This window comes from Mycobacterium sp. NGS34, from assembly GCF_059812845.1.
Genome location: NZ_JCALDM010000002.1, coordinates 67,269 through 93,431, shown reverse-complemented (window position 1 = coordinate 93,431; position 26,163 = coordinate 67,269). Strand labels below are relative to the sequence as shown.

Here is a 26,163-nt window from a genome sequence, read left to right as displayed (position 1 = left end):
GCCCACGATCGCAGCGTCGGCTGTCGATAAGGTTGCCTACGGGCATACGTCGTGCGAAATTTGCTGGTCGGACGCCGCGTCGCGGCGATCCAGCCACCTATCCAGCAGCGCAAGACCCGTCAGGGCGGCCGCCGCGACCAGCCAGGCCACCACGGCGATGGATCCCGCCGGAATGATCGCCAGCCCGGCATTGCGGTGCTGCACCCGAACCAGGTTCGGGTCGTTCTTGTTGTATTCGACGTAGATCCGCATGCCCGTCGCCAATTCCGACGGATACAGCACACCGAGCTCGGGCCGGTAGGTGACGCGCTCGGGTGTGACGAATTCGATGGTGGAGCGCCGCGGCCCGGCGCTGAGCACCTCCGCCTGCGCCACCCCCATGTGGTGCCGGATCGCAAGGTCGTCGCGCCACGCCCCGGCCACCAGGAGCAGCGACTGCAGCGTCACCAGGCCGGTCACGATCAACACCGCAATCCGCAACCAGCGCAACGCAATCCTGGCCCGCGTCTTCGGCGGGTGGTCGCTGCGCCCATGAAGAAGTATGTGCAGCAACGCTTTTGGATTCGTCACAGAGCAGCCTTGATGGCGGCGTGCAGTTGCCGCAGCGAGGACCGGTCGGCCTTGACCTCCAGCACCCGCATGCCCGCCGCCGGTTCGTCGAGGGCCGTGGCGAGCTCGTCGACCTCGATCTGGCGGCTCTCGACGTGGTAGGCGCGGCACAGCGCGCCGACGTCGACGTCGTGCGGGGTGCCGAAGATCCGCGCGGACACGTCGGAGAACCTCGGGTCGCCCTGCTCGAGCAGTTCGAAGATGCCGCCGCCGTTGTCGTTGGACACCACGATGGTCAGCCGCTGCGGCGTCGGCTCGGTGGGGCCGATCAGCAGGCCGGAGCTGTCGTGGACGAAGGTCAGGTCCCCGATCAGCGCCACGGTGCGCCCGTCATGCGCGAGGGCCGCCCCGATGGCGGTGGACACGGTGCCGTCGATGCCGGCAACCCCGCGGTTGGACCGCACTGTGATCTGTCCGCGATGCCTCGCGGACCCGAGCCCCACCAGCGCCGCGTCGCGGACCGGGTTGGAGGCGCCGAGCACCAGCTGGTCCCCCGGGCGCAGCGCGTCGGCCACGGCCGCGGCGACGTGCAGCCCGGTGGTCAGCGGGTGCGCCTCGAGCTGGTCGCGCACCGCCCGGTCGGCGTGCCGGTTCAGCTCCGCGCAGCGGTGCAGCCACGCCTCGTGCGGCGTCCCGGTGGTGACCGCCCGCGTGCCGGTGGCCTGCGAGTTTCCGGAGACGTCGGGCCAGCGGGGCCCGGTGGTCAGCGCGTACACCGGCACGTGCGGGTCGGCCAGCAGCGCCGACACCGGCCGGTGCAGCGTCGGGCGACCCAGCATGATCACCTGCTTGGGGCGCAGCAGCGGCAGCGTCAGCGGGTGCAACGGGTTGGCCGGGGCCGGGGCCGTCGGCTCGGCGACGGTGGGCAGCCGCTCCAGGTTGGGGTGCGTGCCCGCGCCGTGTCCGGCGATGACGACGGTGTCGGGCGTCAGGTCGATTTCCAGCGGCTGGTCGAACGTGACGGGCGGCGTGTAGGTCCACGGCCGGCCACCGGGCCGGCCCTGCGGGACCACCGCGCCGTGGGGTTCGGTATCGGGCACCAACGGCTCGCGCAGCGGGATGTCGAACTGCACCGGGCCGGCGTTGGCGGTGCGAGATCCGGTGGCGGCGGCCAGCACTCGGCAGGTGGCCGATCGCCAGGTGGCGTTGAGCGAGTCCATCCGCTCGGGCCCCTCCTCGGCCAGGCCCAGGCTGATGGTGGCGCGGACCTGCGTGCCGAAGTAGCCCAGCTGCTCCATGGTCTGGTTGGCCCCGGTGCCCAGCAGTTCGTAGGGCCGGTTTGCCGACAGCACGACCAGCGGCACCCGGGCGTAGTTGGCCTCGACCACCGCGGGGCCCAGGTTGGCAACGGCGGTGCCCGAGGTCATCGCGACGCACACCGGCGCGCCCGCCGCGATCGCCAGCCCGATGGCCAGGTAGCCGGCGGTGCGCTCGTCGATGCGGACGTGCAACCGGAGGCGACCGGCGCGGTCGGCGTCCTGCAGCGCGAATGCCAGCGGCGCGTTGCGCGACCCGGGGCACAGCACCACGTCGCGGACGCCGCCGCGAATCAGCTCGTCAACGACGACGCGGGCCTGGGTCGTCGAGGGGTTCACTCCTACAGCGTGTCACAGCCGGCCGGGGACGGCTCAGGCCCGCACGCTCGCGAAGAACTGCAGCGCCGCGGTGTTGACGGCCTGCGGCCGCTCCAGGAACCCGAGATGCCCGGCGTCGGGTATCTGCAGGTAGCGCCCGTTGGGCATGGCGTCGGCGACCTCGCGCCCCAGGTAGGCCGGCGTCACGATGTCGTCGGCGAACCCCATCACCAGCACCGGCGCGGCGATGCTGCGGTAGGCGGCCAGCCGGTTGGTCTGCGGGGAGACGTACATCTGGGCGCGCAGCCCCGGGGTCTGCTTGACCGGCCAGGTGCAGAACATCGCGATCCAGTCGTCGACGGCCGCGTCGTCGTTCAGCGTCTTGCGCGAAAAACTTTCCAGCAGACGGTTTCTCGCGTCGAGCATGGGCGGCACCGTGACCCCGGAGGCGTGCAGCTCTTCCTCGGCCTCGTGGAAGAACTGGCGGGCGCGGTCCAGGCGGCCGCGGGTGGCCATCAGCACGGCCGAGCTGACCAGCTCCGGCCGCGCCACCATGAGTTCCTGCGCGATGAACGCGCCCATGGACACCCCTACGATGCGCGCCGGGGCGGCGCCCAGCGATTCGATCAGCGCGGCCGTGTCGGCCACCATGGTTTGCGTCGTGAACCCCTCGGCGTTTTCCGTGTCGCCGATCCCGCGGTTGTCGAACGTGATGCAGCGGTACCCGGCCGCCAAAAAGGCCGGGACCTGATGGGGGTGCCAGGTTCGCCCGGCGCCCCCGCGGCCGGCGATGAAGACGACGGGCTCACCGGAGCCGCGGTCGTCGTAAGCCAGATTGATCACCGGGACGACGGTACAAGCAGCGGATGGCAGGCCCGGACCCGGTCGATCCACCACTGCCGCCGCTCGGGTGACGCGGCAAGCGCCCGCAGCCGCGCCGGGTCCGGCGTCACCGGCCCGACCGCCAGGTTGCCATCAACGGGTGCGGCGACGTGCGCCACGTCTTCGGTGAACAGCCCGCCGGTGCCGAGCCCGCAGGCGTGGCGGAGTTGCGGCAGGGCCGCCGCGGCGGTCAAACCATGGCCGATGCCCACCGCCGAATCCAGCGCGCTGGAGACCACGACGGGGACGTCGATCTGCGCGGCGATCGCGAGCATGGCCGAAACCCCGCCCAGCGGAGCGACTTTCAGCACGGCGATGTCGGCGGCCCCGGCGCGGACCACGGCGAGCGGATCGTCGGCCTTGCGGATGCTCTCGTCGGCCGCGATCGGCACGTAGATCCGTGCGCGCAGCGCGGCAAGTTCGCCGACCGTCGCGCAGGGCTGCTCGAGGTACTCCAGCGGGCCATCGGCCGTCAGCGCGGCGGCCGCGGCGGCGGCCTCCTCGACGCTCCAGCCGCCGTTGGCGTCGACCCGCACGGTCTCGACCAGTTCGCGGGCCGCGTTGACCCGGGCGACGTCGTCGGCCAGCGTCTGGCCCGGCTCGGCGACCTTCACCTTGGCCGTGCGCGCCCCGGGAAACCGGGCCAGCACCTCGCCGACCTGGGCGGCGGGCACGGCCGGCACGGTGGCGTTGATCGGGACGCGGTCGCGCCGCACCGGCGGCGGCGGCCGGTAGGCGCCCTCGATCCCCGACGCCAGCCAGTGCGCGGCCTCGCGCGGCCCGTACTCGACGAATGCGCCGAACTCGCCCCAGCCGGCCGGGCCCTCGATCAGCGCGAGCTCGCGGGTGGTGATGCCACGGAAGCGCACCCGCATCGGCAGCGCGACCACGTGCAGGCGGTCGAGCAGGTCGGCCAGGTCCGGCGTCACTGGCCGTAGACCTGGCGGCCCGCCAGAAATGTCGCGCGCACCTCGAGGTCGGCGATGCGCTCGGGCGGCACCGTCCGGGGATCCGCGGACAGCACCACCATGTCCGCGTACTTGCCGACTTCCAGCGAGCCGATCACGTCGTCGGCGAACAGCTGCCAGGCGGCGTCGATGGTCTGCGCGCGGATCGCCTGGTCGACGGTCAACCGCTCCTCCGGCGCCAGCACCCGGCCGCTGGGCGCAGTGCGGGTCACGGCGACGCTGATGTTGCGCAGCGGCTCCTCGGGCGTCACCGGCGGATCGTTGTGCAGGGAGATCCGCATGCCGGTGGCCACCGCGGAACCGGCCGGCATCCAACGGGATCCGCGCTCCGGCCCGAACAGGCCGTCGACGATGACGTCGCCCCAGTAGTGGATCTGGTCGACGAAGATGCTGCAGGTCACGCCGAGATCGGCGGCGCGTTGCAGTTGCTCGGGCCGGATGGCGCCGACGTGTTCGAGCCGCAGCCGATGGTCGGGGCGGGGATCGCGCTCGAGGGCCTCCTCGTAGACGTCAAGAATGGTGTCGACGCCGGCGTCGCCCTGCACGTGGCAGGCCATCTGCCAGCCCAGCGGGTAGTAGGCGCCGACGATTTCCCTCAGCTGTTCGGCCGTGTAGTTGGCGCATCCGCAGGAACCGGGCGGCACCCCGATGGCGCGGGTGGCGTCGGTGTCCAGGTACGGGAAGGACAACGCGATGTTGCCGATCCACGGGGAGCCGTCGACCCAGATCTTGATGCCGACCTGGCGCAGCATGTCGTCGCCCTGGCCGGGGGTGGCGGTGGTCGACATCAGCGGGTTGGACACCTCGTAGGTGCGCAGCCGCACGGTCAGCCGGTCGCGCAGCTGCTCGATCAGTGGCGCGAAATTCGGGTCGAACGCCATCTCCGAACAGGTGGTCAGCCCGGCCCGGTTGAGCCGGGCGCACTCGGCGAGCAGCATCGCCGGGTAGCTGTCGGCCTGGATGGCGCCGCCCAACAGCGGGAACACCGCGCCGATTTCCTCGGCGGTGCCGTCGAGTTCCCCGCCGGCGTCGCGGCCGTACTTGGCGCCCTTCGGGTCGGGGGTGTCGCGGGTGAGGCCGTTGAGCTGGGCGGCTCGCGAATTGAAGAAGGCCTTGTGCCCGGAATTGTGGATGATGACCAGCGGCCCGTCCGGGGCGATCTCGTCGAGCCAGGCCAACGTCGGCTGCGGGAGTCCGGGCTGCAGCAGGGCGTCCCAACCGTTCAGGTAGGCGCCGGCCGGCCCCCGGGCGGCGGCCTCGGCGCGGATCGCGGCGACGACGTCGTCGGCGTTGGGGACGGTGACCGGCCGGATGTCGACGATCCGGTCCGACAGCGCGACGGCCTCCATCAGCGGATGGCCGTGCGCCTCAACGAATCCCGGCATGACGCAGCCGTCCCCGACGTCGACCGTCCGGGTGCCGGGGCCGATGAGGGCGGCGACGTCGGAGCGGGCGCCGACGACGACGATCCGGCCGTCGGCCACGGCGATCGCCTCGGCCGTGGGGCGCGCGTCGTCGACGGTCAGTACGGTCCCGGTGATGACGAGATCTGCCTGCCCCATGTGCACGGATGCTAGTGCGTGGAGGGTCCGGCCGACCCGAATTGCAACACGTTCTAGTCTTGCCCCATGAGCAACGACCTGCTGCGCAACCCGACCCACAACGGCCACCTTCTGGTGGGGGCGCTCAAGCGCCACAAGAACCGGCCGGTGCTGTTCCTCGGCGACACCACTCTGACGGGTGGTCAACTGGCCGAGCGGATCAGCCAGTACACGCAGGCGTTCGAGGCGCTGGGCGCCGGCACCGGTGTCACGGTCGGGCTGCTGTCGCTCAACCGCCCCGAGGTGCTGATGATCCTCGGCGCCAGCCAGACCCAGGGCTATCGGCGCACCGCCCTGCACCCGCTCGGCTCGCTCGACGATCACGCGTACGTGCTGACCGACGCCGGGGTCAGCTCGCTGATCATCGACCCCAACCCGATGTTCACCGAGCGCGCGCTGGGCCTGCTGGAGAAGGTGCCGTCGCTCAACCAGATCCTGACCATCGGCCCGGTGCCCGAGGCGCTGCGGGGTGTGGCCGTCGACCTGTCGGCCGAGGCGGCGAAGTACGAGCCCAAGCCGCTGGTGGTCGCCGACCTGCCGCCGGACAACATCGGCGGCCTGACCTACACGGGCGGGACCACCGGCAAGCCCAAGGGCGTGATCGGGACCACCGGGAACATCGCCGCCATGACCGCCATCCAGCTCGCCGAGTGGGAGTGGCCCGAGCACCCGCGGTTCCTGATGTGCACGCCGCTGTCGCACGCCGGAGCGGCGTTCTTCACGCCCACGGTGGTCAAGGGCGGCGAGATGGTGGTGCTGAGCAAGTTCGACCCGGCCGAGGTGCTGAGAGTCATTGAGGAGCAACGCATTACGGCCACCATGCTGGTGCCGTCGATGCTCTACGCGCTGATGGACCACCCCGACTCGCACACCCGCGACCTGTCGTCGCTGGAAACCGTCTACTACGGCGCCTCGGCGATCAACCCCGTGCGCCTGGCCGAGGCGATCCGCCGGTTCGGCCCGATTTTCGCCCAGTACTACGGGCAGTCCGAGGCTCCGATGGTGATCACCTACCTGGCCAAGGCCGACCACGACGAGAAGCGGCTGACCTCGTGCGGGCGTCCGACGCTGTTCGCCCGGGTGGCACTGCTGGGTACCGACGGCAAGCCGGTGCCGCAGGGCGAGCCGGGCGAGATCTGCGTCAGCGGACCGCTGTTGGCCGGCGGCTACTGGAACCTGCCGGAGGCGACGGCGGAGACGTTCAAGGACGGCTGGCTGCACACCGGCGACATGGCCCGCGAGGACGACGACGGCTTCTACTTCATCGTCGACCGCGTCAAGGACATGATCGTCACCGGCGGCTTCAACGTGTTCCCCCGCGAGGTCGAGGACGTCATCGCCGAACATCCGGCCGTCGCGCAGGTGTGCGTGGTCGGCACGCCCGACGAGAAGTGGGGCGAGGCCGTCACCGCGGTGGTGGTGCTGCGCGCCGACGCGTCGCGTGACGACGCGGCGGTCGAGGCCATGACCGTCGAGATCCAGTCCGCGGTCAAGGAGCGCAAGGGCTCGGTGCAGTCGCCCAAGCGGGTGGTGGTCGTCGACGCGCTGCCGTTGACCGGGCTGGGCAAACCGGACAAGAAGTCGGTCCGGGCGCAGTTCTGGGAGGGCGCCGGCCGCGCGGTGGGCTAGGTTTTCGCCGAGTGTGCGGCAGGCCGCACGCTCGAGGCCGAATGTGCGGCCAGCCGCACGCTGGGTCTAGTGCCTAGCGCGCGATGCCGGCCGCCAACAGGTCGAGCATGCGGGCCGTCTGCTCCGGCGAACCGGTGACCAAGAAGATGCCGATCAGGCTCGACACCACGTCGTCGGCCTGTACGTCGGCGCGCAGGGTCCCGTCCTCGGCACCGGCGCGCAGCAGCGTGGCGACGGCGCCGGCGATGCTGTCGCGGGTCTGGCTGGGCTGCAAAGCGCCGGAGTCGAAGATCGCGTGCAACGACTCGGCCATCCCGCGCTTGGCGGCGACGAAAGCGGCGTAGCGGTCCATCCAGCGGCGCAGCGCCGTCTGGGGCGGATGCCGCCCGAGCAGCTCTTCGGCCGCCGCGGCCACTTCGGCGAGCTCGGCGCGGTAGATCGCCTCGACGAGGGCCTCCCGGTTGGGGAAATGGCGGTAGAGCGTGCCGATCCCGACGCCGGCGTCGCGCGCGATCGATTCCAGTGACACCGGCCGCCCGTCCGCGGTCGCGAACGCCGCGGTCGCCACCGCCAACAGCTTCTGGCGGTTGCGGCGCGCGTCGGATCGGGTCGGCTCTCCCAAAGCGGAGGTTCCTCCGTTTCTGCTAGGCTCGGTGTAAGCGGAGGATCCTCCGCATTTCTACCAGTGTGTCAGACGGGAGCACCATGACAACCTTTCCCACCGTCACCCGCGTCGGCTACGGCGCGATGCAATTGTTCGAGGCCACGCCGGAGGACGCGACCGCGGTGCTGCGCCGCGCCGTCGAACTCGGCGTCAACCACATCGACACCGCGTCGTTCTACGGCCCGGGCGAGGTGAACCGCCGCATCCGGGCGGCGCTGGCCCCCTACCCCGAAGACCTCGTCATCGTCAGCAAGGTCGGCGCGCGCTACACCGGCGAGCAGCCGATGCCGCTGGCCGCCGCACAGCAGCCCGCCGACCTGCGCGCCGCGGTCGAGGACGACCTGCGCCAACTGGGCCTGGACCGCGTTCCCGTGGTCAATCTGCGGCGCATGGACCTCGGACCTTCCGCGGCCGTCGAGGGCGACCAGGACGTCGACCTCGACGACCAACTGGCCGAAATGATCGCGCTGCGCGACGAGGGCAAGATCGGCGCGATCGGCATCAGCAGCGTGCCGTTCGACGTGGTACGCCGGGCGTTGCCCGCGGGCATCGCCTGCGTGCAGAACGCCTACAGCGTGCTCGACCGCTCGCAGGAAGCCACCCTGGACCTGTGCAGGTCCGAGGGCATCGCGTGGGTGCCGTACTTCCCGTTGGGGTCGGCGTTCCCGGGATTTCCAAAGGTCGCCGACCAGCCGGTGGTGACCGAGATCGCCGACGCGCTCGGCGTCACGGGCGCCCAGGTCGGCCTGGCGTGGCTGCTGGCGCACGCCCCCAACACGCTGCTGATTCCGGGCACGCGATCGGTCGGGCACCTCGAGGAAAACCTCGGCGCGGCGGACGTCACCCTCGATGCCGAAGCGCTGGCCAGGCTGGACGCCATCGGCTCGTTCGAACCCCAGCCCCATGTTGTGGAGTCCCCGCAGAGGTAACGTCGCCCCCGTGGGCACCCAAAAACCGATCCGGCCGCCGTGGTGGCTGAAACCGGCCAACAAGGTCTTCATCCAGATGTCGCGGCTGGGAATGAGTTTCGGCGGGGAGAGCCCCGTCGTGCTCACGGTCAAAGGCCGCAAGTCCGGGCGGGACAGGTCGACACCGGTGACCCCGATGACGGTCGACGGCCGAGAGTTCGTCGTCGCCGGGTTTCCAGGCGCCGATTGGGTGGCCAACGCGCGCGCGGCCGGGCAGGCGACGGTGGCCCGCGGCCGGCGCGTCGAAAAGGTGCGGATGGTGGAGTTGGCGCCCGACGACGCGCGGCCGATCCTGCGGGCCTTCCCGACGGAGGTCCCCACGGGCGTCGGCTTCATGAAGCGGGCGGGACTGGTCACCGACGGTCGCCCGGAGGAATTCGAAGCCCTGGCCGGCCGGTGCGCGGTGTTCCGGCTGGATCCGGCGTAGCCGCGATGCGCCGTCTGCTGTTGGTGGCGACGCTGCTCGTGGCCGCGCTGGGCGCGCCCCCGGCGCGGTCGCTCGCCGCGACGGGCTGCGCCCCCGGCGGCGCGCCTCCCCCGGCCGGCGCGTCCCAGCGCAAGGTCGGCGACCTGGACTGGGACGGCCAACCGGACACGTTGTGGCTCGGGCAGCTTCGAGACCCCAGCGGCCGCACCGACCGGTTCGCCGGCATCACGACGGCGAGCGGCGCGAACTCCAGTGTGCAGATCACCTCGGCGAGCCCAATTCCGTTGAGCGCCTTGGCGATCGACGCCCAGCAGGACGGGCAGCACCAGGTCATCGTCAGCGACGGGCGCAGCGCATACCTGTACGTGTTCGCCGACTGCCGGCTCCAGGCCGCCGCCGACAACCAGGGCGCGCCGTTCCTGTTCGACCTGCAAGACCTGCGCGGCAACGGCACCGGAATCGGTTGCAGCAACATCGGCGCGCCGGCGCCCGGCCGGCACCTGGTCGGGCTGCGGGCCACCAACGAGGACGGCCAGTGGACGGTGCGGCGCACCGAGATCAACCTCAACGGCACCCTGGCTACCATCGGAGCGTCCGACACCGTGACGGCCGCCTCCGCGCAGGACCCCGCGGTGGTCTCGGCGCAGACGATCAGCTGCGGCGACCTCACCATCAGCAAGGACGGAGTTCAACAGCCTTGAGTGACAACCCCTTTGACGCGCAGGCCTGGCGACCCGTCGACGGCTTCGGCGACCTGACGGACATCACCTACCACCGCCACGTCACCGACCCGACGGTGCGGGTGGCGTTCGACCGCCCCGAGGTGCGCAACGCGTTCCGGCCCCACACCGTCGACGAGCTCTACCGGGCGCTCGACCACGCCCGCATGTCCCCCGACGTGGGCGTGGTGCTGCTGACCGGCAACGGCCCGTCGCCCAAGGACGGCGGCTGGGCGTTCTGCTCCGGCGGCGATCAGCGCATCCGCGGCCGGTCGGGCTATCAGTACGCGAGCGGCGAGACCGCCGACACCGTGGACGCCGCCCGCGCCGGCCGGCTGCACATCCTCGAGGTGCAGCGGCTCATCCGCTTCATGCCCAAGGTGGTCATCTGCCTGGTCAACGGGTGGGCCGCCGGGGGCGGGCACAGCCTGCACGTGGTGTGCGACCTCACCCTGGCCAGCCGCGAACACGCGCGCTTCAAGCAGACCGACGCCGACGTCGGCAGCTTCGACGGCGGTTACGGCAGCGCGTATCTGGCCCGCCAGGTGGGCCAGAAGTTCGCCCGCGAGGTCTTCTTCCTGGGCCGGCCCTACACCGCCGAGCAGATGCACCGCATGGGCGCGGTCAACGAGGTGGTGGAGCACGCCGACCTGGAGAAGGTGGGCGTGCAGTGGGCCGCCGAGATCAACGCGAAATCCCCTCAGGCGCAACGGATGCTGAAGTTCGCGTTCAACCTGCTCGACGACGGGCTGGTGGGCCAGCAGCTCTTCGCCGGCGAGGCCACCCGGCTGGCGTACATGACCGACGAGGCGGTGGAGGGCCGCGACGCGTTCCTGGAGAAAAGGCCGCCGGACTGGAGCGCGTTCCCGCGCTACTTCTGAGCCGCCCGGGGCGCCCACCTAGACTCGCCCCGTGAGTAAGAGCCCCCTTGGCAGGATCAGAGACCAGCTGGTGCTGGCGACCATGCGACCGCCCGCTTCGCCGCAAATCCTGGTCAACCGGCCCGCGATCAAGCCGGTCGACCTCGACGGCAAGCGGATCCTGCTGACCGGGGCCTCGTCGGGCATCGGCGAGGCGGGGGCCGAACAGCTGGCCCACGCCGGCGCGACGGTGGTCGTGGTCGCCCGCCGCGGGGACCTGCTCGAGGCGCTGGCGGACCGCATCGCGAAGGCCGGCGGCAGCGCCATCCCGATCGCCTGCGACGTCTCGGACATGGACGCGGTCGACGCGTTGGTGGCCGACGTCGACAAGCGCCTCGGCGGCGTCGACATCCTGATCAACAACGCCGGCCGGTCGATCCGCCGGCCCCTGGCCGAGTCGCTGGAACGCTGGCACGATGTAGAGCGGACCATGGTGCTCAACTACTACGCGCCGCTGCGGCTGATTCGCGGGTTCGCGCCCGCGATGCTCGAGCGCGGCGACGGCCACATCATCAACGTCTCGACGTGGGGGGTGCTCTCGGAGGCGTCGCCGCTGTTTTCGGTCTACAACGCCTCCAAGGCCGCGCTGTCGACGGTGAGCCGGGTCGTCGAAACCGAGTGGGGCCGAAAGGGCGTCCATTCCACGACGCTGTACTACCCGCTGGTGGCCACGCCGATGATCGCGCCGACCAAGGCCTACGCCGGGATGCCCGCGCTGACGTCCCGGGAGGCCGCCGAGTGGATGGTCACCGCGGCCCGCACCCGCCCGGTGCGGATCGCGCCGCGCATGGCGATCGCGGCCAAGGCGCTGGACACCTTCGGCCCCCGCTGGGTCAACACGCTCATGCAGCGCCAAACAATCCAGCCCAACCAAAACGCGGACACCTGAATCGGCCGAACCCGCAAGGAGGTTGCTGTGTCTGATCTCTGGGCCACCATCGCCGCCGAACGCGGCGCGCTCGCCAGCGACCTCGCCGGACTGGCGCCGGCGCAATGGGATACGCCGTCGCTGTGCGCGGGCTGGACCGTCCGCGACATCGTCGCGCACCTGTCGGCGACGGCCTCGCTGAACCCGGCCACCTTCCTGCTCAACATGGCCAAGGCCGGGTTCAGCTTCGACAGGTTCGCCAACGGCCAGATCGCCAAGCACCGCGGCGCCGACCCGACCGCCACCCTGGCGGAATTCCGGAGACTGCAGAATTCCACCTCCGCACCGCCGGGCCCCAAGACCTCGTGGCTGGGCGAGGTGGTGGTGCACGGGGAGGATGCGCGTCGCCCGCTGGGCATCCCGCATGCCTACCCGCCAGACGCGGTGCGCGAGGCGATCGACTTCTACAAGGGCTCCAACATGCTCATCGGCTCCAAGAACCGCATCGCCGGGCTGGCGCTGTCCGCGACCGACCAGGACTGGCGCCACGGGGACGGGGAAGCGGTCGAGGGCCCCCTGCTGTCGCTGCTGCTCGCCACGACGGGCCGCGCCGCCGCGTGCGACGACCTGACCGGCCCCGGCGTTGCGACGCTGCGCAGCCGATGCACGTGATAGACACGAGGCTATGGAGATCCTGGCCAGCCGGATGCTGCTCCGGCCGGCGGACTATCAGCGGTCGCTGAGCTTCTACCGCGACGAGATCGGGCTGGCGATCGCCCGCGAATACGGCGCGGGGACGGTTTTTTTCGCGGGGCAGTCTTTGCTGGAGCTGGCCGGTTTCGGCTCGCCGGACCACTCCCGCGGCCCGTTCCCCGGCGCGCTGTGGCTGCAGGTCCGCGACGTCGCGGCGACCCAGGCCCAACTAGAGGGCCGCGGGGTCCCGATCGCGCGCGAGGCGCGCCGCGAGCCTTGGGGCCTGCGCGAAATGCACGTGACCGATCCGGACGGCATCACGCTGATTTTTGTCGAGGTCCCGGGGGATCACCCGCTGCGCCGCGACACCCGCGGTGATTGAGGGAACGTCGGGTTAACTAACGGCTAACATCGGAAGACAAGTCGAGGTACACCTGCGTTTCGGCCGCCTCTCCATTCGACAATTTAATCCCCCAACTACCAGAATCAGGCGCTGTGAACATCGATTTGTTCCTCCTCATCATTGTCGTAATCACGGCACTCGCTTTCGATTTCACCAACGGCTTCCACGACACCGGCAACGCGATGGCAACGTCCATTGCCAGCGGCGCGCTGGCGCCCAAGGCCGCTGTCGCGCTGTCGGCGGTGCTGAACCTGGTGGGCGCGTTCATGTCCACCGCGGTCGCTGCCACCATCGCCAAGGGCCTGATCGACGGGCACATCGTGACGCTGGAACTGGTGTTTGCCGGCCTCGTCGGCGGCATCGTCTGGAACCTGCTCACCTGGCTTCTCGGCATCCCGTCCAGCTCCTCGCACGCGCTGATCGGCGGCATCGTCGGCGCCACGCTCGCCGCGGTCGGCTCGCACGGGGTGATCTGGAAGGGCCTGGTGTCCAAGGTGCTGATCCCGGCCGTCGTCGCCGCGATCCTGGCCATCGTGGTCGGGGCGATCGCGACCTGGCTGGTCTACCGGATCACCCGCGGCATCCCGAGCAACCGCACCGAGGCCGGGTTCCGGTACGGCCAGTGGGGCTCGGCCTCGCTGGTCTCCCTGGCGCACGGCACCGGCGACGCCCAGAAGACGATGGGCATCATCTTCCTGGCGCTGATGTCCTACGGCGCGGTCAGCAAGACCGAGTCGTCGCCGCCGTTCTGGGTGATCCTCTGTTGCGCCCTGGCGATGGCGGCGGGCACCTACCTGGGCGGTTGGCGGATCATCCGCACCCTGGGCAAGGGGCTCGTCGAGATCAAGTCGCCGCAGGGCATGGCGGCCGAATCCTCCTCGGCCGCAGTCATTCTGCTGTCCACCCACTTCGGCTACGCGCTGTCGACGACGCAGGTCTGCACCGGTTCGGTGATGGGCAGCGGGCTGGGCAAGCCCGGCGGCGAGGTGCGCTGGGGCGTGGCCGGCCGGATGGTGACCGCATGGCTGATCACGCTCCCGTTGGCCGGGCTGGTCGGGGCGATCACCTACTGGACCGTGCACCTCATCGGCGGCTACCCCGGCGCCATCATCGGCTTCGGGCTGCTGGTCGCGGTCTCCGCCGCCATCTACATCCGGTCGCGGCGGGTCAAGGTCGACCACAAGAACGTCAACGCCGAATGGGAAGGCAGCCTCACCGCGGGCCTCGACGGCGAAGAACATCCGCCTACCTCCAGCGGACCCAGGGTCGGGTCCGACGACGACACCGTTAGCGCAGGGAACCCCTCATGAGCCACTTCGGCGATTGGTTCAACTACCAGGCCTCCCTGAGGATCTTGGTGTTCAGCATGCTCGCCGGCGCCTTCCTGCCGGGGATGTTCGCCCTCGCGTTGCGGTTCCAGGCCGTCGGGGGCGGGCAGGTCAGCCCCGACGGCAGCCCGCCGCAGAAGAACCCGGCGCTGCTGGCGATCGCGTGGGTGATCTACGCGGTGGTGGTGGCGGTGATCCTCTTCGCCCTGCTCTACATCTCGCGCGACTTCATCGCGCACCAGACGGGTCAGGCGTTCTTGGGAGCCAAACCTAAGTAGCATTGAATCGTCCACCAGCCGATCCCCCGCGCGGAGTGAGAGCAACGTGAACGGATTCCTCAGTTCGATAGTTTCGTGGTTGCGCGCGGGATACCCCGAGGGCGTCCCGCCGACCGACACCTTCGCCGTGCTCGCGTTGCTCACCCGACGGCTGGGCCACGACGAGGTCGTCGCGGTGGCGCAAGAGCTGATGGACCGCGGCGACTTCGACGACGTCGACATCGGTGTGGCGATCAGCAAGGTCACCGACGAGTTGCCCTCGGAAGAGGACGTGGAACGGGTGCGAGCGCGGTTGGCCGCCCACGGCTGGCCGTTCGACGAGCCCACCGACGCCGCGGAGGACCCCGCATAGCTGCGCTGCGCGCGCTGCACGTCGCGTCGGGCTCCGCCGTCCCGCTGTTGATGCCCGCCCTGGAGCGGGTGCTGGACGGCCGCGATGCCGCGCTGGTCGCGGTGCCGGCCGGCGACGACTCCCAGTCGCGCGGCCTGCGGGTCGGTGAGCCCATCGACGACGACGTGGCGCTGGTGGCGACCACGTCGGGCACCACCGGCGCGCCCAAGGGCGCCCTGCTGACCGCCGCCGCCCTGACCGCCAGCGCGACGGCCACCCACGACCGGCTCGGCGGGCCCGGCGCCTGGCTGCTGGCCTTGCCGCCGTACCACATCGCCGGCCTGCAGGTGCTGGTGCGCAGCGTGCTCGCCGGCTCCGCGCCCGTCGAGCTGGACATCTCGGGCGGATTCGACGTCACCGAATTGCCGACTGCCATAAGGCGATTGGGACCCGGGCGGCGGTACGTGTCGCTGGTCGCCGCCCAGCTGGCCAAGGCGCTCGCCCACCCGGCCGCCGCGGCCGCGCTGGCCGAACTGGACGCGGTGCTGCTCGGCGGCGGCCCGGCGCCGCGGCCGATCCTGGACGCCGCTGCGACCGCCGGGATCGCGGTGGTGCGCACCTACGGGATGAGCGAGACCGCGGGCGGCTGCGTCTACGACGGGGTCCCGCTGGACGGGGTGGCGCTGCGGGTGGCGCCCGGCGGGCGCGTCGTGATCGGCGGCGCGACGCTGGCCAAGGGGTACCGCAACCCGGTCGACCCCGACCCGTTCGCCGAGCCGGGCTGGTTTCATACCGAGGACCTGGGCGCGATCGACGGGGCCGGTGTGCTGACCGTGCTGGGCCGCGCCGACGACGCGATCAGCACCGGCGGGCTGACCGTGCTGCCGCAGCCGGTCGAGGCCGCGCTGAGCACCCACCCCGCCGTCGGCGACTGCGCGGTGTTCGGAATCGCCGACGACCGGCTGGGTCAGCGGGTGGTCGCGGCGGTCGTGGTGCGCGACGGCTGCGAGGCGCCGACGATCGAGGCGCTGCGCGCCCATGTGGCCCGCGCCCTGGATGCCACGGCCGCGCCCCGCGAGCTGCACGTGGTGGACGCGCTGCCGCGGCGCGGCATCGGCAAGGTCGACCGGGCCGCGCTGGTGCGCCGGTTCGCCGGCTCCGACCAATAGGCTGGGCGACCGTGAGGGTCGCGCGACGGGAGTCACTGGCCGTCGCGGTCGGGGCCGCGCTGGTGGCGGCGGCGTTCGTGTTGCCGCGCCTGCACCTGGGCGTCCGGCCGCGGCTGGACGTCGGCCAGGAGCGGTTCGGCACGCACACCGGGGCCACGCCCATCTTCGGGGCGTGGGAGGTGCACGCCAGCTGGGGAACCGGGCCGGCCATCCTGCTCGCGGTGGTCGCCGTGGTGTGGGGTCCCCGTGTGGCGCAACGGCTTTCGTGGCGGGCGTTGACGCTTGGCACCTGGGCCACCGCCGGTGTGTGGGCGTTCGCGCTGGCGATGATCGACGGCTGGCAGCGCGGCTTCGCCGGGCGGCTGACCACCCGCGACGAGTACCTGTGGCAGGTGCCCACCGTCACCGACATCCCGGCGGCGGTCCGCACGTTCTCCAGCCGCATCGTCGACTACCAACCGAACTCGTGGGTCACCCACGTGTCGGGGCACCCGCCGGGTGCGCTCTTGACGTTCGTGTGGCTGGACCGGATCGGCTTGCACGGCGGCGCCTGGGCCGGGCTGCTGTGCCTGCTGGCCGGGTCCAGCGCGGCGGCGGCCGTCGTGATCGCCGTGCGCGCGCTGGCCGACGAGCCGACCGCGCGCCGGGCCGCGCCGTTCGTCGCGGTCGCTCCAACCGCGATCTGGGTCGCGGTGTCGGCCGACGGGTATTTCGCCGGGGTCGCGGCGTGGGGCCTGGCGCTGCTGGCCGTGGCGGTGCGCCGCCCCGTCCGGTTCCCCGCGCTGATCGCCGCGGCCGCGGGCCTGCTGCTGGGGTGGAGCGTTTTCCTGAGCTACGGCCTGATGTTGCTGGGGCTGCCGGCGCTGGCGGTGCTGGTCTCGGCGGCCGACTGGCGCGCGGCGCTGCGCGCCCTCGGCCCGGCGGCGCTGGCGGCGCTGGCGGTCGCGGTGGCGTTCGCCGTCGCGGGGTTCTATTGGTTCGACGGCTATACCCTTGTGCAGCAACGCTATTGGCAGGGCATCGCGAAGGACCGGCCGTTCCAGTACTGGTGGTGGGCCAACCTGGCGTCGGTGGTGTGTGCGATCGGGCTGGGCAGCGTCGCGGGCATCACGCGGGTGTTCGACCGGGCCGCCATTCGCCGCCGCTCCGGCTTCCACCTGCTGCTGCTGGCGATGCTGGCCGTCATCGCCTGCGCGGACCTTTCCATGCTGAGCAAGGCCGAGGTGGAACGGATCTGGCTGCCGTTCACCATCTGGCTGACCGCGGCGCCGGCGCTGCTGCCGATGCGGTCGCATCGGTTGTGGTTGGCGGTCAACGCCATTGGCGCCGTGGCGCTGAACACACTCATGGTCACCAACTGGTGATCGCACGGCTTCGGGCACCGTCGTCGGCGCCATATTTCAATGGCTATTGAAATATGGCGGGTTTGGCGGCATAGTTGCTGTGCGGACGGATCGATCGGTCGCGCACCAGGAGGGCACTTGACGTCTAAAGTTCCGCCGGCCAAAGTCGCGCGGGCCATTGAACGGGCCCGCCACCACCTGTCGCGGCTGCGCCAGCGCTCCGCTCCGCCCGCGGCGGCGATGATGGAATTGATCCTCAACGCGTGGGTCGCTCAGGCGATCACGGCCGCCGCGGATCTCGGCGTGGCGGACGCCCTGGCGGCCGGCCCGCTGTCCGGCACGCAGCTGGCAGACCGGGTCGGCGCCGACGCCGACGCGCTGAAGCGACTCATGCGCGCGTTGATCGGGATCGGGATTTTCCGCCAAGGCAGCGACGGGCGTTACGCACTCAACCCGCTCGCGGACACACTGCGCACCGACGCGCCGGTGTCGATGGCCGGGATGGCGAGGTGGGTCGGGTCGGCTCAGCATCGCCAGCACTGGAGCCACCTGACCGACGCGATCCGGACGGGCGATCCGGTGGTCCCAGCGCTTCGGGGCAAACCGGTTTTCGAATACCTGGCCGGCGAGGCGGCGCTGCGCGGGATCTTCAACTCCGCCATGACCAATCTGTCCGAGTTCGCGACCGCGCCCCTGACCGCGGCCTACGACTTCAGTGCGTTCGGCACGATCGTCGACGTCGGCGGGGGACGGGGTCGCCTGTTGGCGGCGATCCTCGAGGCTGCCCCGAAATCGCGCGGCGTGCTGTTCGATCTTCCGGAGGTCGTATCGGCCGCCCCGGAGTTGTTGCACAGATACGGTGTCCACGACCGCGTCCGGATCGAAGAGGGCTCCTTCTTCGATTCCGTGCCGGAGGGCGGCGACGCGTATGTGCTCAAGAACGTCATCCACGACTGGCCCGAGGAAGACGCGGTCCGCATTCTGAAGAACGTCCGCGCCGCCGCCCGCACCGGTGCGCGACTGTTGCTCTGCGAGTTCGTCATTCCCGACCACGACCGCGACTTTCACGGCAAGTGGGTGGACATCGAGATGCTGATCGTCGCCGGCGCGCGCGAACGCACCGCGGACGAGTACGGCTGGCTGTTCGACGCCGCGGGTTTCCGGTTGAACCGCGTCGTCGACACCGCGTCACCGCTCAGCATCGTCGAGGCGAGCGCGGTGTAGCCGGGGTGCGACTACTCGTTTCGCCGAGCCTGTAATTCTGCAGGCCGTTACTCGCACTTTGGCTGCGGATTTACAGACTCGGCGAACGCTCAGAGCCCCGCCGCGCGGGTGACCCGCGCGAAGCGGCTCGCCCGCCCGCACGCGTCGCGCACGGCGGCGACGTCGTCGACGACGTCGATGTCGGCCAGCCGCTGCACCGGCGTCACGCCGATGCCGTTGTCGCGCAACGCCTTCAACGTCAACTCCCCGGTGTCGGCCCGGGACATGGGCACGCCGCGCAGGCATTCGGCCATCGCCGGCGCTGCGACCCCCAGCACCCACCAGCCGCCGTCATCAGCCAGCCCCAGGACGGCCGGGGATTGCAGCAGGCGGCGCGCGCAGTCGCCCAGCAGCTCGGCGGTGACCTGCGGGGTGTCCATCCCGATCTGCAGGACCGGCCGCCCGTCGGCCGCGTCGGCGTGGGCGTTGGCGAGCCGGTCGGCGAAGTCGTCCCCGCGCTGGGCGACGACGGTGAAGGACTCGAGCCGCCGCCGGATCTCGGCGGCGCCGGCCGCCGCGCCGAGGTCGCCGGTGAGGGCCACCACCCGCGCCGCCACCGGCGCGTCGGCCACGGCGTCCAGCGTGTCCAGCAGCGCGGCGGCGGCGATCTCGGCGGCCACCCCGTCACCGACCGTCGCGGCCAGCCGCGTCTTGGCCCGGCCCGGCTCCGGTGCCTTGGCGACCACCAGGACGGTCACCGGCAGGACGCTCACGAGATCACCTTCCAGAAGTCCAGGATCGCGGTGATGCTGCCCCGCAGCGAACCGCTGACCTTCGACTTGCCGCCGGTGCGCGGGCCGTAGCTGACGTCGAGCTCGACCACGCGCCAGCCGGCTGCGGCGGCCCGGACGAGCAGCTCCAGCGGGTAGCCCGATCGCCGGTCGGCGACACCGAGGTCGAGCAGCGCGTCGCGCCGGGCGACGCGCATCGGGGCGATGTCGTGCACCGGCAGGCCGTGGCGGGTGCGCAGCCGCCAGCTCATCACCACCGTGCCCACCCGGGCGACCCACGGCCAGTGCAGCCCCGGCACCGGCCGGCGCCGGCCGGTCACCAGGTCGGCGCCGTCGAGCGCGGCGACCAGCCGGGGCAGGTCGCCGGGGTCCATCGACCCGTCGGCGTCGATCACCGCCACGATCGGGGTGGTCACCGCCAGCACGCCGGCGTGCACCGCCGACCCGTAGCCGGCCCGTGGCTCGGCGACCACCCGGGCCCCGAGACGCGTCGCCACCGCGGCGGTTTCGTCGGTGCTGTTGTTGTCGACGACCAGCGCCCGATAGCCCGCGGGGAGGGCCGCCAACACCCCCGGCAGCGACTCCTCCTCGTTGAGGCAGGGCAGCACCACCGTGACCGCGTCATCGGGCATGCGCTGACCCGCGCTCAGTGATGGGTGGTGGCCGGCGGCGGCACTTGCGGCTTCGGGGTCACCGGCTGTTGCGGGGTCACAGGCTGCTGCGGCGTCACGGGTTTCGGGGCCACCGTCTGCGTGGGCTGCGGCTGCACCGGCTTCGGCGCGACGGTCGTCTGCGCTGCGGTCGACGGCGGTGGCGCGACGGTGGTCGTCACCTTCGGCGCCTGCGTCGTCGTCGGCTGGGTGGTGGTCGACGGCGGCTGTGTGGTCGTCGGCTGGGTGGTTGTCGTCGTCGGGACGGTCGTGGTCGTCGTCGGCTCGGTCGTGGTCGTCGTCGGCGTTGTCGTGGTTGTCGACGGCCCCAGCGAGGTGGTCGTCGTGGTCGTCGTCACCGTGGTGGTGGTCGTCGTCGGCGTCGTGGTCGTCGGGCCGTTCGGGTACGGGTAATACGGGGGGCGCCAGCCCGGGTACGGAACGATGACCGGGTACGGGATCGGTCCATCCGGGTTGGGCATCAAACCGGGAACGGGCGCCGGGGCGACCGGGGCGGAACCGGGCGACGCCAGTTGCGGCGGAATGTAGCCGTTGGCGTCCGGGATGACGCCGCCCTGGAACCCCGCGTTGGGCACATCGGGCGGCGGCGGTGGCACCGGCGCCTGCTGCTGCGTCGGCAGCAGCGGCATGAACTTGCCCGGGGCGGCGTTCTGGTGCCCGATTACCGGCTGCGCGCTCGCGGTCGGCCGAACGGCGATGGCCACCGCGGCGGCCAGCGTCGCGAATCCGACGATGGCGAAGGCGATGACGGCGTTGCCGAGCACCAACGACCGCCTGCTCAGCGGCATCCGACTGGTCAGCGCCGGGTCTTCCGGGTCGTCGGGGAAGTAGCCGTCCTCGTCGACCGCGTCGGCGAACGGGGCGGCGTCCTCGGCCTGCGAGTACGCCAGCTGCGGTTCCTCCGCGCCCGAGCCGGCCAGCTCGGAGGTGGGGGCGACGCCCGTCGCTTGCCCGGCGACCGCGGTCGCGGGGGCCATCGCCGTCGCGTCCCCGAGGACCCCCAGCGCGGGGGCCATCGACGTCGCCGCACCCGCGGTGACCGGGGGCTGGGGCGTGGTGGGCGCCAACCCGGCCGCCAGCGCCGCGCCGCGCGCGAACGCGAAGTCGGGCCGTTCGAGCACCTCCACCCGCAATGGCGATCGGGCGCGAATCCGTTCGGCGAGGCTGGTCAGCTCTTCCAGCGTGCCCAGCACGTACGCGGCGCTCACCGCGAACGGCGCGGACCGCAGCCAGTCCAGCAGGAGGTCCGCCGCCGCGGCGACGGCGTCCACGCCCTGCAGGGCGGCGGTGGCCAACACGTCGGCCACCCCGGCGCCCAGCGCGATCAGCGTCGCCGCCTCGGCGGTGACCACGAGCGCGACGGCGCCGGGCATCGCGACACCGCGGAAGACCGTCCGCAGCAGCGCCGTCACGGCGTCGGCCTGCGAAACCACCCCGACGTCGGGAACCCCGGCGCCGGCCAACGCCTGGCGAAACGCTTCGGCCTGCGCGGGATCCGGCGAATACAGCCGGGTGGCGACCAGATGGCGGCCCTCGGCGGCCAGCGCCTGCTGCGCGCCGGCCGTCGTCTGGATCAACGTTTCGAACGGCTCGACGGGCAGCTCGACCACCAGGTGCTTGATCGCCGCATAGCCGCCCCCGACGGGCCCGACGAGCGCCAAGCGGGCGACGGAACCGGCGACCGCGATGCCGAGCACCGCGTCCATCGCGCCCAGCCGTCGCGAGGTGAGGCCCACCGGGCCGGTCTGGGCGTCGTCGTCCTCGGGCTCGGTCAGCCATTCCATTGGGAGCAGGTCGGATTCGCCGGCCATCGAGTACGCCAGGTCGGAGCCAACCTGGCCGGCCGGGGGCATCCCCTGCAGCGCCGGGGCCATCGCGGTGGCGTCGCCGGCCGACCCGACCGCCGGCGCCATCGCCGTGGCGTCCCCCGCCGACCCGACCGCCGGCGCCATCGCCGTCGCGTCCCCGCCGAGCCCGGCCGACATGGCCGCGCCGCGGGCCAGCGCGACGGTGGGGTCTTCGTCGGGCGGCAGCTGCGCGCCTACCCCGGACAGCGCCTCCGATTCGGACAGCACGGCGACGTTCTGGACGCCGGAGTCCTCCAGTGACCGCCGCAGCCGCTCGGCCCACTGCCGATCCGACCAGCACAGCCGCGTCGCGAGCAGCCGGTGGTTCTCCTCGGCAAGCAACCGATTCGTCCCGACCACGGTCTCGGTCAGTTTCTCGATCGGCCGATCGGCAAGGTCAACGACGGACTCGTCGATCAGGTCGGCGCCCCCGGCGCCCGATCCGACAAGGGCCAAGCGGGCACGGGGACCTGTGACCGCGACCCCCAGCACGACGTCCATCCCGACTCTCCTTCGGCCGGCTACCCCACAGCCAGCATGTCCCGGCATCATTACACTGCGATACCGTCGGCGGTAACAGTCATTTGGGCGACGAGGTTTTCGGTGTTCGCCTGTGAGCGCAGCGTAACCGCGTCGCGGTCATCGCGGAAACGCACACGTGCTCACCACTGCCGCGTCGCCCGAACGGAGATTATGTTTCCAAGTAAGCAACGCGGTCGGTGCGGCAGGGGGTTCCCCCGCCTCGCAACCAAAGTTGCGCCGCCAGAAGCCGTCCTCGACACCCGGGGGGAACCGTGAGTCAGAGCAGCGACGACGCCCCTACCGGCCCGATCGGCGGGCGGGTGCGGCAACCGCCGCCGACGACGCCGGATGCGCGGCCCGGCCGGCGTTCGAACCTCGCGGTCGATCTGACCGCGGCCGCGATGCTCGTCGTGGCTCTGCTGCTGCCGTCGAACCTGTATTTCGGCCTGGGCATCGAGGGCAGCAACAAGCCGCTGCTGGCGGTGCTGTTCGTGGTGACGCTGCTGTCCCTCGCGTCGATCGCGCTCGCGGGTGCCTGGAGGTCGGCGAGCCCGCGGTTCAATCCCGCGCTGGCGGGGCGACTTCGGCTGGCGCTCAACGCCCCCTACGCGCTGCTGGTCGTCGGGTTCGTCGCGTTCGACGTGTTCGAAACCGTCCGGTTCGGTGGCAGCGTGAACGTGCCGGGCGGCGTCGGGCCGGGCGCGTGGCTGGGAATCGCCGGCGCTCTGCTGAGCGCGCGACCGGTGAGCAGCGACGCCGACCAGCACTCCAGGGCGGTGCGGATCATCGGCTACGCGTCGATGGTGGGGGCGGCGCTGAGCTTTTGCTTCAACCTGTTCTGGCGGCTGAAGTACGCGCTGCACGACGCGGGCGGCTCGGCCGGCTTCGGCAAGCAGAACATCGCGGTCATCGCGACGGCGGTGGTGTACGGCGCGGTGGCGCTGGTCGCCGTCGTCGTCGGGTCGCGGTGGCTGCTGCGCAGCACCAGGGCCTCCCGGCTGGCGACCGTGGCGCTCGGGGTCTCGACGCTGGTCGCCGGGATCCTGGTGTGGATCCTGCCGTCCGGCCGCGACATCGACGCGTTCCACGGCATCGCGCAGAACACGTCGACGGCGGGGGTGGGCTTCGAGGGCTACCTGGCGTGGGCGGCGGCCGCGGCCGTTTTCGCGCCCGCCGCGTTGCTGGCCCGCCGTGACGCGTCGGCGACGGAGGAGAACGCCTGGCGCGCGGCGGCCCGAAACGGGTTGCTGCTCATCATCATTTGGTGCCTGGGGTCGATGCTCATGCGCATCACCGACCTGACCGTCGCGGTGACCCTGAACTACCCGTTCTCCCGCTACGACAGCATGGTGCTGGCCGCCTTCGACCTGGCGACCGCGGTGCTTGCGATCTGGCTGCGCATCAACCTGGGCAACGACGCCGTCTCCCCCAGGCTGATCTCGTCGCTGTGTGGACTCGTTGCGACACTGGGCATTTCCCGCGTCGTCGTGGGCGTCGCGCTGGCGCCGCGGTTCGAGCAGGCGCCCAACGCCCCCGCGCCGAACCCGGTGTACGGAAACAACCTCGCCCAACAGATCACCAGCACCTTCGACGTGGCGCTGTGCGTGCTCGCCCTGTGCATCCTCGCGGCGGCGATCGTCACGGGCCAGCTCGCCGCGCGACGCACGCGACGCCGGCGCCGCCGTCCCGCCCACACCCGCGGCGGCCCGGCCGGCACCCACCCCGGCCCCGGCGCGCCGACGACGCGGATACCGGTGGGCCAGCCGGCCCCGCCGTCGGCCGCAGCGACGACGCGCATCCCGGTCGGCGGCGCGGCGCCGCAGCTCGCCGGTTCGCCGCGGATCTTCCGGGGCGACGACTCGGCCACCCGGCAGATCCCGCTCCAGAAGCCGCGGATCTTCCGACCGCCGCAGGGTTAGCCGCAGGGTTAACGCAAAGGCGCGAAGGCGAATTCGCGCAGGCCCGCGCGCGGGTCGACGGCCGCGCGAAACCCGAGCACCTCGGCGGCCCGGGCCGGGTCGGCGACGATGTGGCGCACGTCGCCGCTGCGGTACTGCCCCGTCACCACCGGGGCGACCGAACCGTCCCGCGCCTCGCACAGGGCGGTGGCGACGTCCAGGATCGAGATGGGCCGCCCGGAGCAGACGTTGACGGCGGTGAAGCCCTGAAGGTCGGAGATCGCGGCGGCCACGTTGGCGGCGGCGACGTCGTCGACGTGGACGAAATCCCGCATCTGGCCGCCGTCCTCGAAAACCCTTGGCGGCTCGCCCTTTTCCAGGGACGACCGGAAGATCGCGGCCACCCCGGAGTACGGGGTGTCGCGCGGCATCCCCGGGCCGTAGACATTGTGGTAGCGCAGCGCCACCACCGAGCCGCCCGTCGCCTCCGACCACGCCAGCGCGTAATGCTCCTGCGCGGTCTTGCTGGCCGCGTACAGGCTGCGCGGCCGCAGCGCGGCATCCTCGTCGACCAGCCGCCACGTCACGTCGAGTCCGCATGCCGGACAACGGGGTTCGAAGATCCCGGCGTCCAGATCGGCGCGCCGGCGCGGCGGCGGGTCGACGAGGCCGTGCTCGGGGCAGGCGTAGTGGCCCTGCCCGTAGACCACCATCGACGAGGCCAGCACCAGGCGCCGCACGCCGGCGGCGAACATCCGCGCCAGCAGCACCGTGGTGGCGAAGTCGTTGTGACCGCCATACGCGGGCGCGTCGGCCGCGTCGACGCCGGCGCCCACCATCGCGGCCTGATGACACACCAGGTCCACGCCGTCCAGCAGCGGGGCCAGCGCGTCGCCGTCGCGGACGTCGACGCGTCGGCATCCCTGCGGCAGCACGGCATTCGGGCCGTGCGCCGCGGGCAGCATCGCGTCGACGCCGATCACCTCGTGGCCCGCCGCCCGCAGCGCCGCGCCCACCCGCGACCCGATGAAACCGGCCGCCCCGGTCAGCAACACCCTCACGGCAGCTCCACCGGCAGGCTCACGCCGGTGTGCGGCCGGCAATGCGTGCAGTCGCGCTCGGCGGCGACCCGGCCGATCGCCGCGCGGACCAGCTCCTTGAACGCGCCTATGTTCTTCTCGAATTCGGCGAACACGTCGACGGCCTTCACGCCCTCGCCTTCCGTTACGCCGGCGTCCAGATCGGTCACCAACGCGATTGCGGCATAACATATTTCGAGTTCGCGCGCCAGCACTGCCTCCGGGTAGCCGGTCATGTTGACCAGCTCGAACCCGGCCGAGGCGAACCAGCGGCTCTCGGCGCGGGTGGAAAACCGCGGGCCCTGGATCACCACCATCGTGCCGCCGTCGACGACGTCGGGCAGGCCGGTGACCGCGGCGCGCAGCGTCGGGCAGTACGGATCGGCGAAGTCGACGTGAACGGCGCCGGAGTCGAAGTAGGTGTCGGGGCGGCCGGTGGTGCGATCCACCAGCTGGTCGGGCACCACCACCGCGCCCGGGCCGTTGTCGGGGTTCAGGCTGCCGACCGCGCACGGGCCGAAAACCCGTCGCACGCCGAGCTTGCGCAGCGCCCACATGTTGGCCCGATACGGCACGGTGTGCGCCGAGAACTGGTGGGTGGCGCCGTGCCGGGGCAGGAAGGCGACCTCGTGGTCACCGACGGCGCCCACCGTGACCGGGGCGCTGGGCGGGCCGTACGGGGTGTCGACGTCGACGTTGCGGGTGTCGGACTCGAAGAACGTGTAAAAGCCGCTGCCGCCGATGACTCCGAGCATCCGCCCATTGTGGTGCATGAGGC

General features: G+C 71.7%; 25 protein-coding genes and 2 pseudogenes. 15 read left to right on the top strand and 12 right to left on the bottom strand.

The genetic code is table 11. The features are described 5' to 3' along the window. Window positions 1-36: 36 nt before the first annotated feature. Genes AC5Y7V_RS05330 through AC5Y7V_RS05310 form a run of 5 tightly spaced genes read right to left on the bottom strand, consistent with a single transcriptional unit; the run spans window position 37 to window position 5,595 of the window. Complete coding sequence (locus tag AC5Y7V_RS05330; protein WP_499879019.1) at window positions 37-570, bottom strand: DUF3592 domain-containing protein; 534 nt, start codon at window positions 568-570, stop codon at window positions 37-39. Next, on the bottom strand, window positions 567-2,204 hold the full coding sequence (gene menD / locus AC5Y7V_RS05325; RefSeq protein ID WP_499879018.1) for a 2-succinyl-5-enolpyruvyl-6-hydroxy-3-cyclohexene-1-carboxylic-acid synthase: 1,638 nt from the start codon (window positions 2,202-2,204) through the stop codon (window positions 567-569). Before menD ends, AC5Y7V_RS05330 begins: the two co-directional genes overlap by 4 nt. A 33-nt stretch (window positions 2,205-2,237) precedes the next feature. Further along, window positions 2,238-3,026, bottom strand: coding sequence for an alpha/beta fold hydrolase (locus AC5Y7V_RS05320; protein ID WP_499879017.1), 789 nt, complete (start codon window positions 3,024-3,026; stop codon window positions 2,238-2,240). Next, window positions 3,023-3,940 carry an o-succinylbenzoate synthase gene (locus tag AC5Y7V_RS05315; protein ID WP_499879616.1) on the bottom strand — a complete coding sequence of 306 codons (918 nt, stop codon included), beginning with the start codon at window positions 3,938-3,940 and terminating at the stop codon, window positions 3,023-3,025. The genes AC5Y7V_RS05320 and AC5Y7V_RS05315 overlap by 4 nt, the downstream gene beginning before the upstream one ends. 50 nt (window positions 3,941-3,990) lie before the next feature. Continuing rightward, a complete protein-coding gene (locus AC5Y7V_RS05310) occupies window positions 3,991-5,595 on the bottom strand; it encodes an amidohydrolase (RefSeq protein WP_499879016.1) in 1,605 nt (534 codons plus the stop codon). 66 nt (window positions 5,596-5,661) lie between these two features. Here AC5Y7V_RS05310 and fadD8 point away from each other — a divergent pair, with 66 nt between their 5' ends. Continuing rightward, window positions 5,662-7,263, top strand: coding sequence for a fatty-acid--CoA ligase FadD8 (gene fadD8, locus AC5Y7V_RS05305; protein ID WP_499879015.1), 1,602 nt, complete (start codon window positions 5,662-5,664; stop codon window positions 7,261-7,263). 73 nt (window positions 7,264-7,336) lie between these two features. On the opposite strand, the gene AC5Y7V_RS05300 is transcribed toward fadD8, so the two are convergent. After that, window positions 7,337-7,885, bottom strand: coding sequence for a TetR/AcrR family transcriptional regulator (locus AC5Y7V_RS05300; RefSeq protein WP_499879014.1), 549 nt, complete (start codon window positions 7,883-7,885; stop codon window positions 7,337-7,339). An 83-nt stretch (window positions 7,886-7,968) separates the two neighbouring features. On the opposite strand from AC5Y7V_RS05300, the gene AC5Y7V_RS05295 reads away from it, so the two are divergent. From AC5Y7V_RS05295 to AC5Y7V_RS05235, 13 genes are all read left to right on the top strand, one after another. After that, the gene (locus AC5Y7V_RS05295) at window positions 7,969-8,856 is read left to right on the top strand and encodes an aldo/keto reductase (RefSeq protein WP_499879013.1); all 888 of its coding nucleotides are present in this window, start codon (window positions 7,969-7,971) and stop codon (window positions 8,854-8,856) included. Window positions 8,857-8,866: 10 nt separating this feature from the next. Beyond that, on the top strand, window positions 8,867-9,322 hold the full coding sequence (locus tag AC5Y7V_RS05290; RefSeq protein ID WP_499879012.1) for a nitroreductase family deazaflavin-dependent oxidoreductase: 456 nt from the start codon (window positions 8,867-8,869) through the stop codon (window positions 9,320-9,322). A 5-nt stretch (window positions 9,323-9,327) separates the two neighbouring features. Continuing rightward, complete coding sequence (locus AC5Y7V_RS05285; protein WP_499879011.1) at window positions 9,328-10,023, top strand: hypothetical protein; 696 nt, start codon at window positions 9,328-9,330, stop codon at window positions 10,021-10,023. Next, on the top strand, window positions 10,020-10,922 hold the full coding sequence (locus tag AC5Y7V_RS05280) for a 1,4-dihydroxy-2-naphthoyl-CoA synthase (protein WP_499879010.1): 903 nt from the start codon (window positions 10,020-10,022) through the stop codon (window positions 10,920-10,922). The genes AC5Y7V_RS05285 and AC5Y7V_RS05280 overlap by 4 nt, the downstream gene beginning before the upstream one ends. 31 nt (window positions 10,923-10,953) lie before the next feature. Then, on the top strand, window positions 10,954-11,850 hold the full coding sequence (locus AC5Y7V_RS05275) for an SDR family oxidoreductase (RefSeq protein ID WP_499879009.1): 897 nt from the start codon (window positions 10,954-10,956) through the stop codon (window positions 11,848-11,850). Window positions 11,851-11,877: 27 nt separating this feature from the next. After that, entirely contained in the window at window positions 11,878-12,501 is a 624-nt protein-coding gene (locus tag AC5Y7V_RS05270) for a maleylpyruvate isomerase family mycothiol-dependent enzyme (RefSeq protein ID WP_499879008.1), read from the top strand. A 13-nt stretch (window positions 12,502-12,514) separates the two neighbouring features. After that, window positions 12,515-12,904, top strand: coding sequence for a VOC family protein (locus tag AC5Y7V_RS05265; RefSeq protein ID WP_499879007.1), 390 nt, complete (start codon window positions 12,515-12,517; stop codon window positions 12,902-12,904). Window positions 12,905-13,017: 113 nt separating this feature from the next. Beyond that, on the top strand, window positions 13,018-14,235 hold the full coding sequence (locus tag AC5Y7V_RS05260; RefSeq protein WP_499879006.1) for an inorganic phosphate transporter: 1,218 nt from the start codon (window positions 13,018-13,020) through the stop codon (window positions 14,233-14,235). Continuing rightward, window positions 14,232-14,531, top strand: coding sequence for a hypothetical protein (locus AC5Y7V_RS05255; RefSeq protein ID WP_499879005.1), 300 nt, complete (start codon window positions 14,232-14,234; stop codon window positions 14,529-14,531). The genes AC5Y7V_RS05260 and AC5Y7V_RS05255 overlap by 4 nt, the downstream gene beginning before the upstream one ends. 46 nt (window positions 14,532-14,577) lie before the next feature. After that, window positions 14,578-14,883, top strand: coding sequence for a DUF3349 domain-containing protein (locus AC5Y7V_RS05250; RefSeq protein WP_499879004.1), 306 nt, complete (start codon window positions 14,578-14,580; stop codon window positions 14,881-14,883). Window positions 14,884-14,951: 68 nt separating this feature from the next. Beyond that, window positions 14,952-16,031, top strand: a complete 1,080-nt coding sequence (menE, locus tag AC5Y7V_RS05245) for an o-succinylbenzoate--CoA ligase (protein ID WP_499879615.1) — start codon at window positions 14,952-14,954, stop codon at window positions 16,029-16,031. Between the two features lie 11 nt (window positions 16,032-16,042). Then, entirely contained in the window at window positions 16,043-17,395 is a 1,353-nt protein-coding gene (locus AC5Y7V_RS05240) for a hypothetical protein (RefSeq protein ID WP_499879003.1), read from the top strand. 117 nt (window positions 17,396-17,512) lie between these two features. Beyond that, window positions 17,513-18,598 carry a methyltransferase gene (locus AC5Y7V_RS05235; protein WP_499879002.1) on the top strand — a complete coding sequence of 362 codons (1,086 nt, stop codon included), beginning with the start codon at window positions 17,513-17,515 and terminating at the stop codon, window positions 18,596-18,598. Between the two features lie 89 nt (window positions 18,599-18,687). Here the strand turns inward: AC5Y7V_RS05235 and AC5Y7V_RS05230 are convergent, their stop codons facing one another. The 4 genes and pseudogenes from AC5Y7V_RS05230 to AC5Y7V_RS05215 form a co-directional block, all read right to left on the bottom strand. Then, complete coding sequence (locus AC5Y7V_RS05230; protein ID WP_499879001.1) at window positions 18,688-19,350, bottom strand: TIGR04282 family arsenosugar biosynthesis glycosyltransferase; 663 nt, start codon at window positions 19,348-19,350, stop codon at window positions 18,688-18,690. After that, the gene (locus AC5Y7V_RS05225; protein ID WP_499879000.1) at window positions 19,347-20,000 is read right to left on the bottom strand and encodes a glycosyltransferase family 2 protein; all 654 of its coding nucleotides are present in this window, start codon (window positions 19,998-20,000) and stop codon (window positions 19,347-19,349) included. Before AC5Y7V_RS05225 ends, AC5Y7V_RS05230 begins: the two co-directional genes overlap by 4 nt. A gap of 14 nt (window positions 20,001-20,014) precedes the next feature. Then, window positions 20,015-21,730, bottom strand: a pseudogene (locus AC5Y7V_RS05220) (DUF7159 family protein); the annotation flags it as partial. 45 nt (window positions 21,731-21,775) lie between these two features. Further along, window positions 21,776-22,387, bottom strand: a pseudogene (locus AC5Y7V_RS05215) (DUF7159 family protein); the annotation flags it as partial. A gap of 293 nt (window positions 22,388-22,680) precedes the next feature. On the opposite strand from AC5Y7V_RS05215, the gene AC5Y7V_RS05210 reads away from it, so the two are divergent. Next, window positions 22,681-24,327 carry a DUF7937 domain-containing protein gene (locus AC5Y7V_RS05210; RefSeq protein ID WP_499878999.1) on the top strand — a complete coding sequence of 549 codons (1,647 nt, stop codon included), beginning with the start codon at window positions 22,681-22,683 and terminating at the stop codon, window positions 24,325-24,327. A gap of 8 nt (window positions 24,328-24,335) precedes the next feature. On the opposite strand, the gene AC5Y7V_RS05205 is transcribed toward AC5Y7V_RS05210, so the two are convergent. Both AC5Y7V_RS05205 and AC5Y7V_RS05200 read right to left on the bottom strand, forming a co-directional pair. Next, window positions 24,336-25,367 (bottom strand): NAD-dependent epimerase/dehydratase family protein, encoded by a 1,032-nt coding sequence (locus tag AC5Y7V_RS05205; RefSeq protein WP_499878998.1) that lies wholly within the window; start codon window positions 25,365-25,367, stop codon window positions 24,336-24,338. Continuing rightward, on the bottom strand, window positions 25,364-26,140 hold the full coding sequence (locus AC5Y7V_RS05200; RefSeq protein ID WP_499878997.1) for an S-methyl-5'-thioadenosine phosphorylase: 777 nt from the start codon (window positions 26,138-26,140) through the stop codon (window positions 25,364-25,366). Before AC5Y7V_RS05200 ends, AC5Y7V_RS05205 begins: the two co-directional genes overlap by 4 nt. Window positions 26,141-26,163 lie beyond the last annotated feature (23 nt).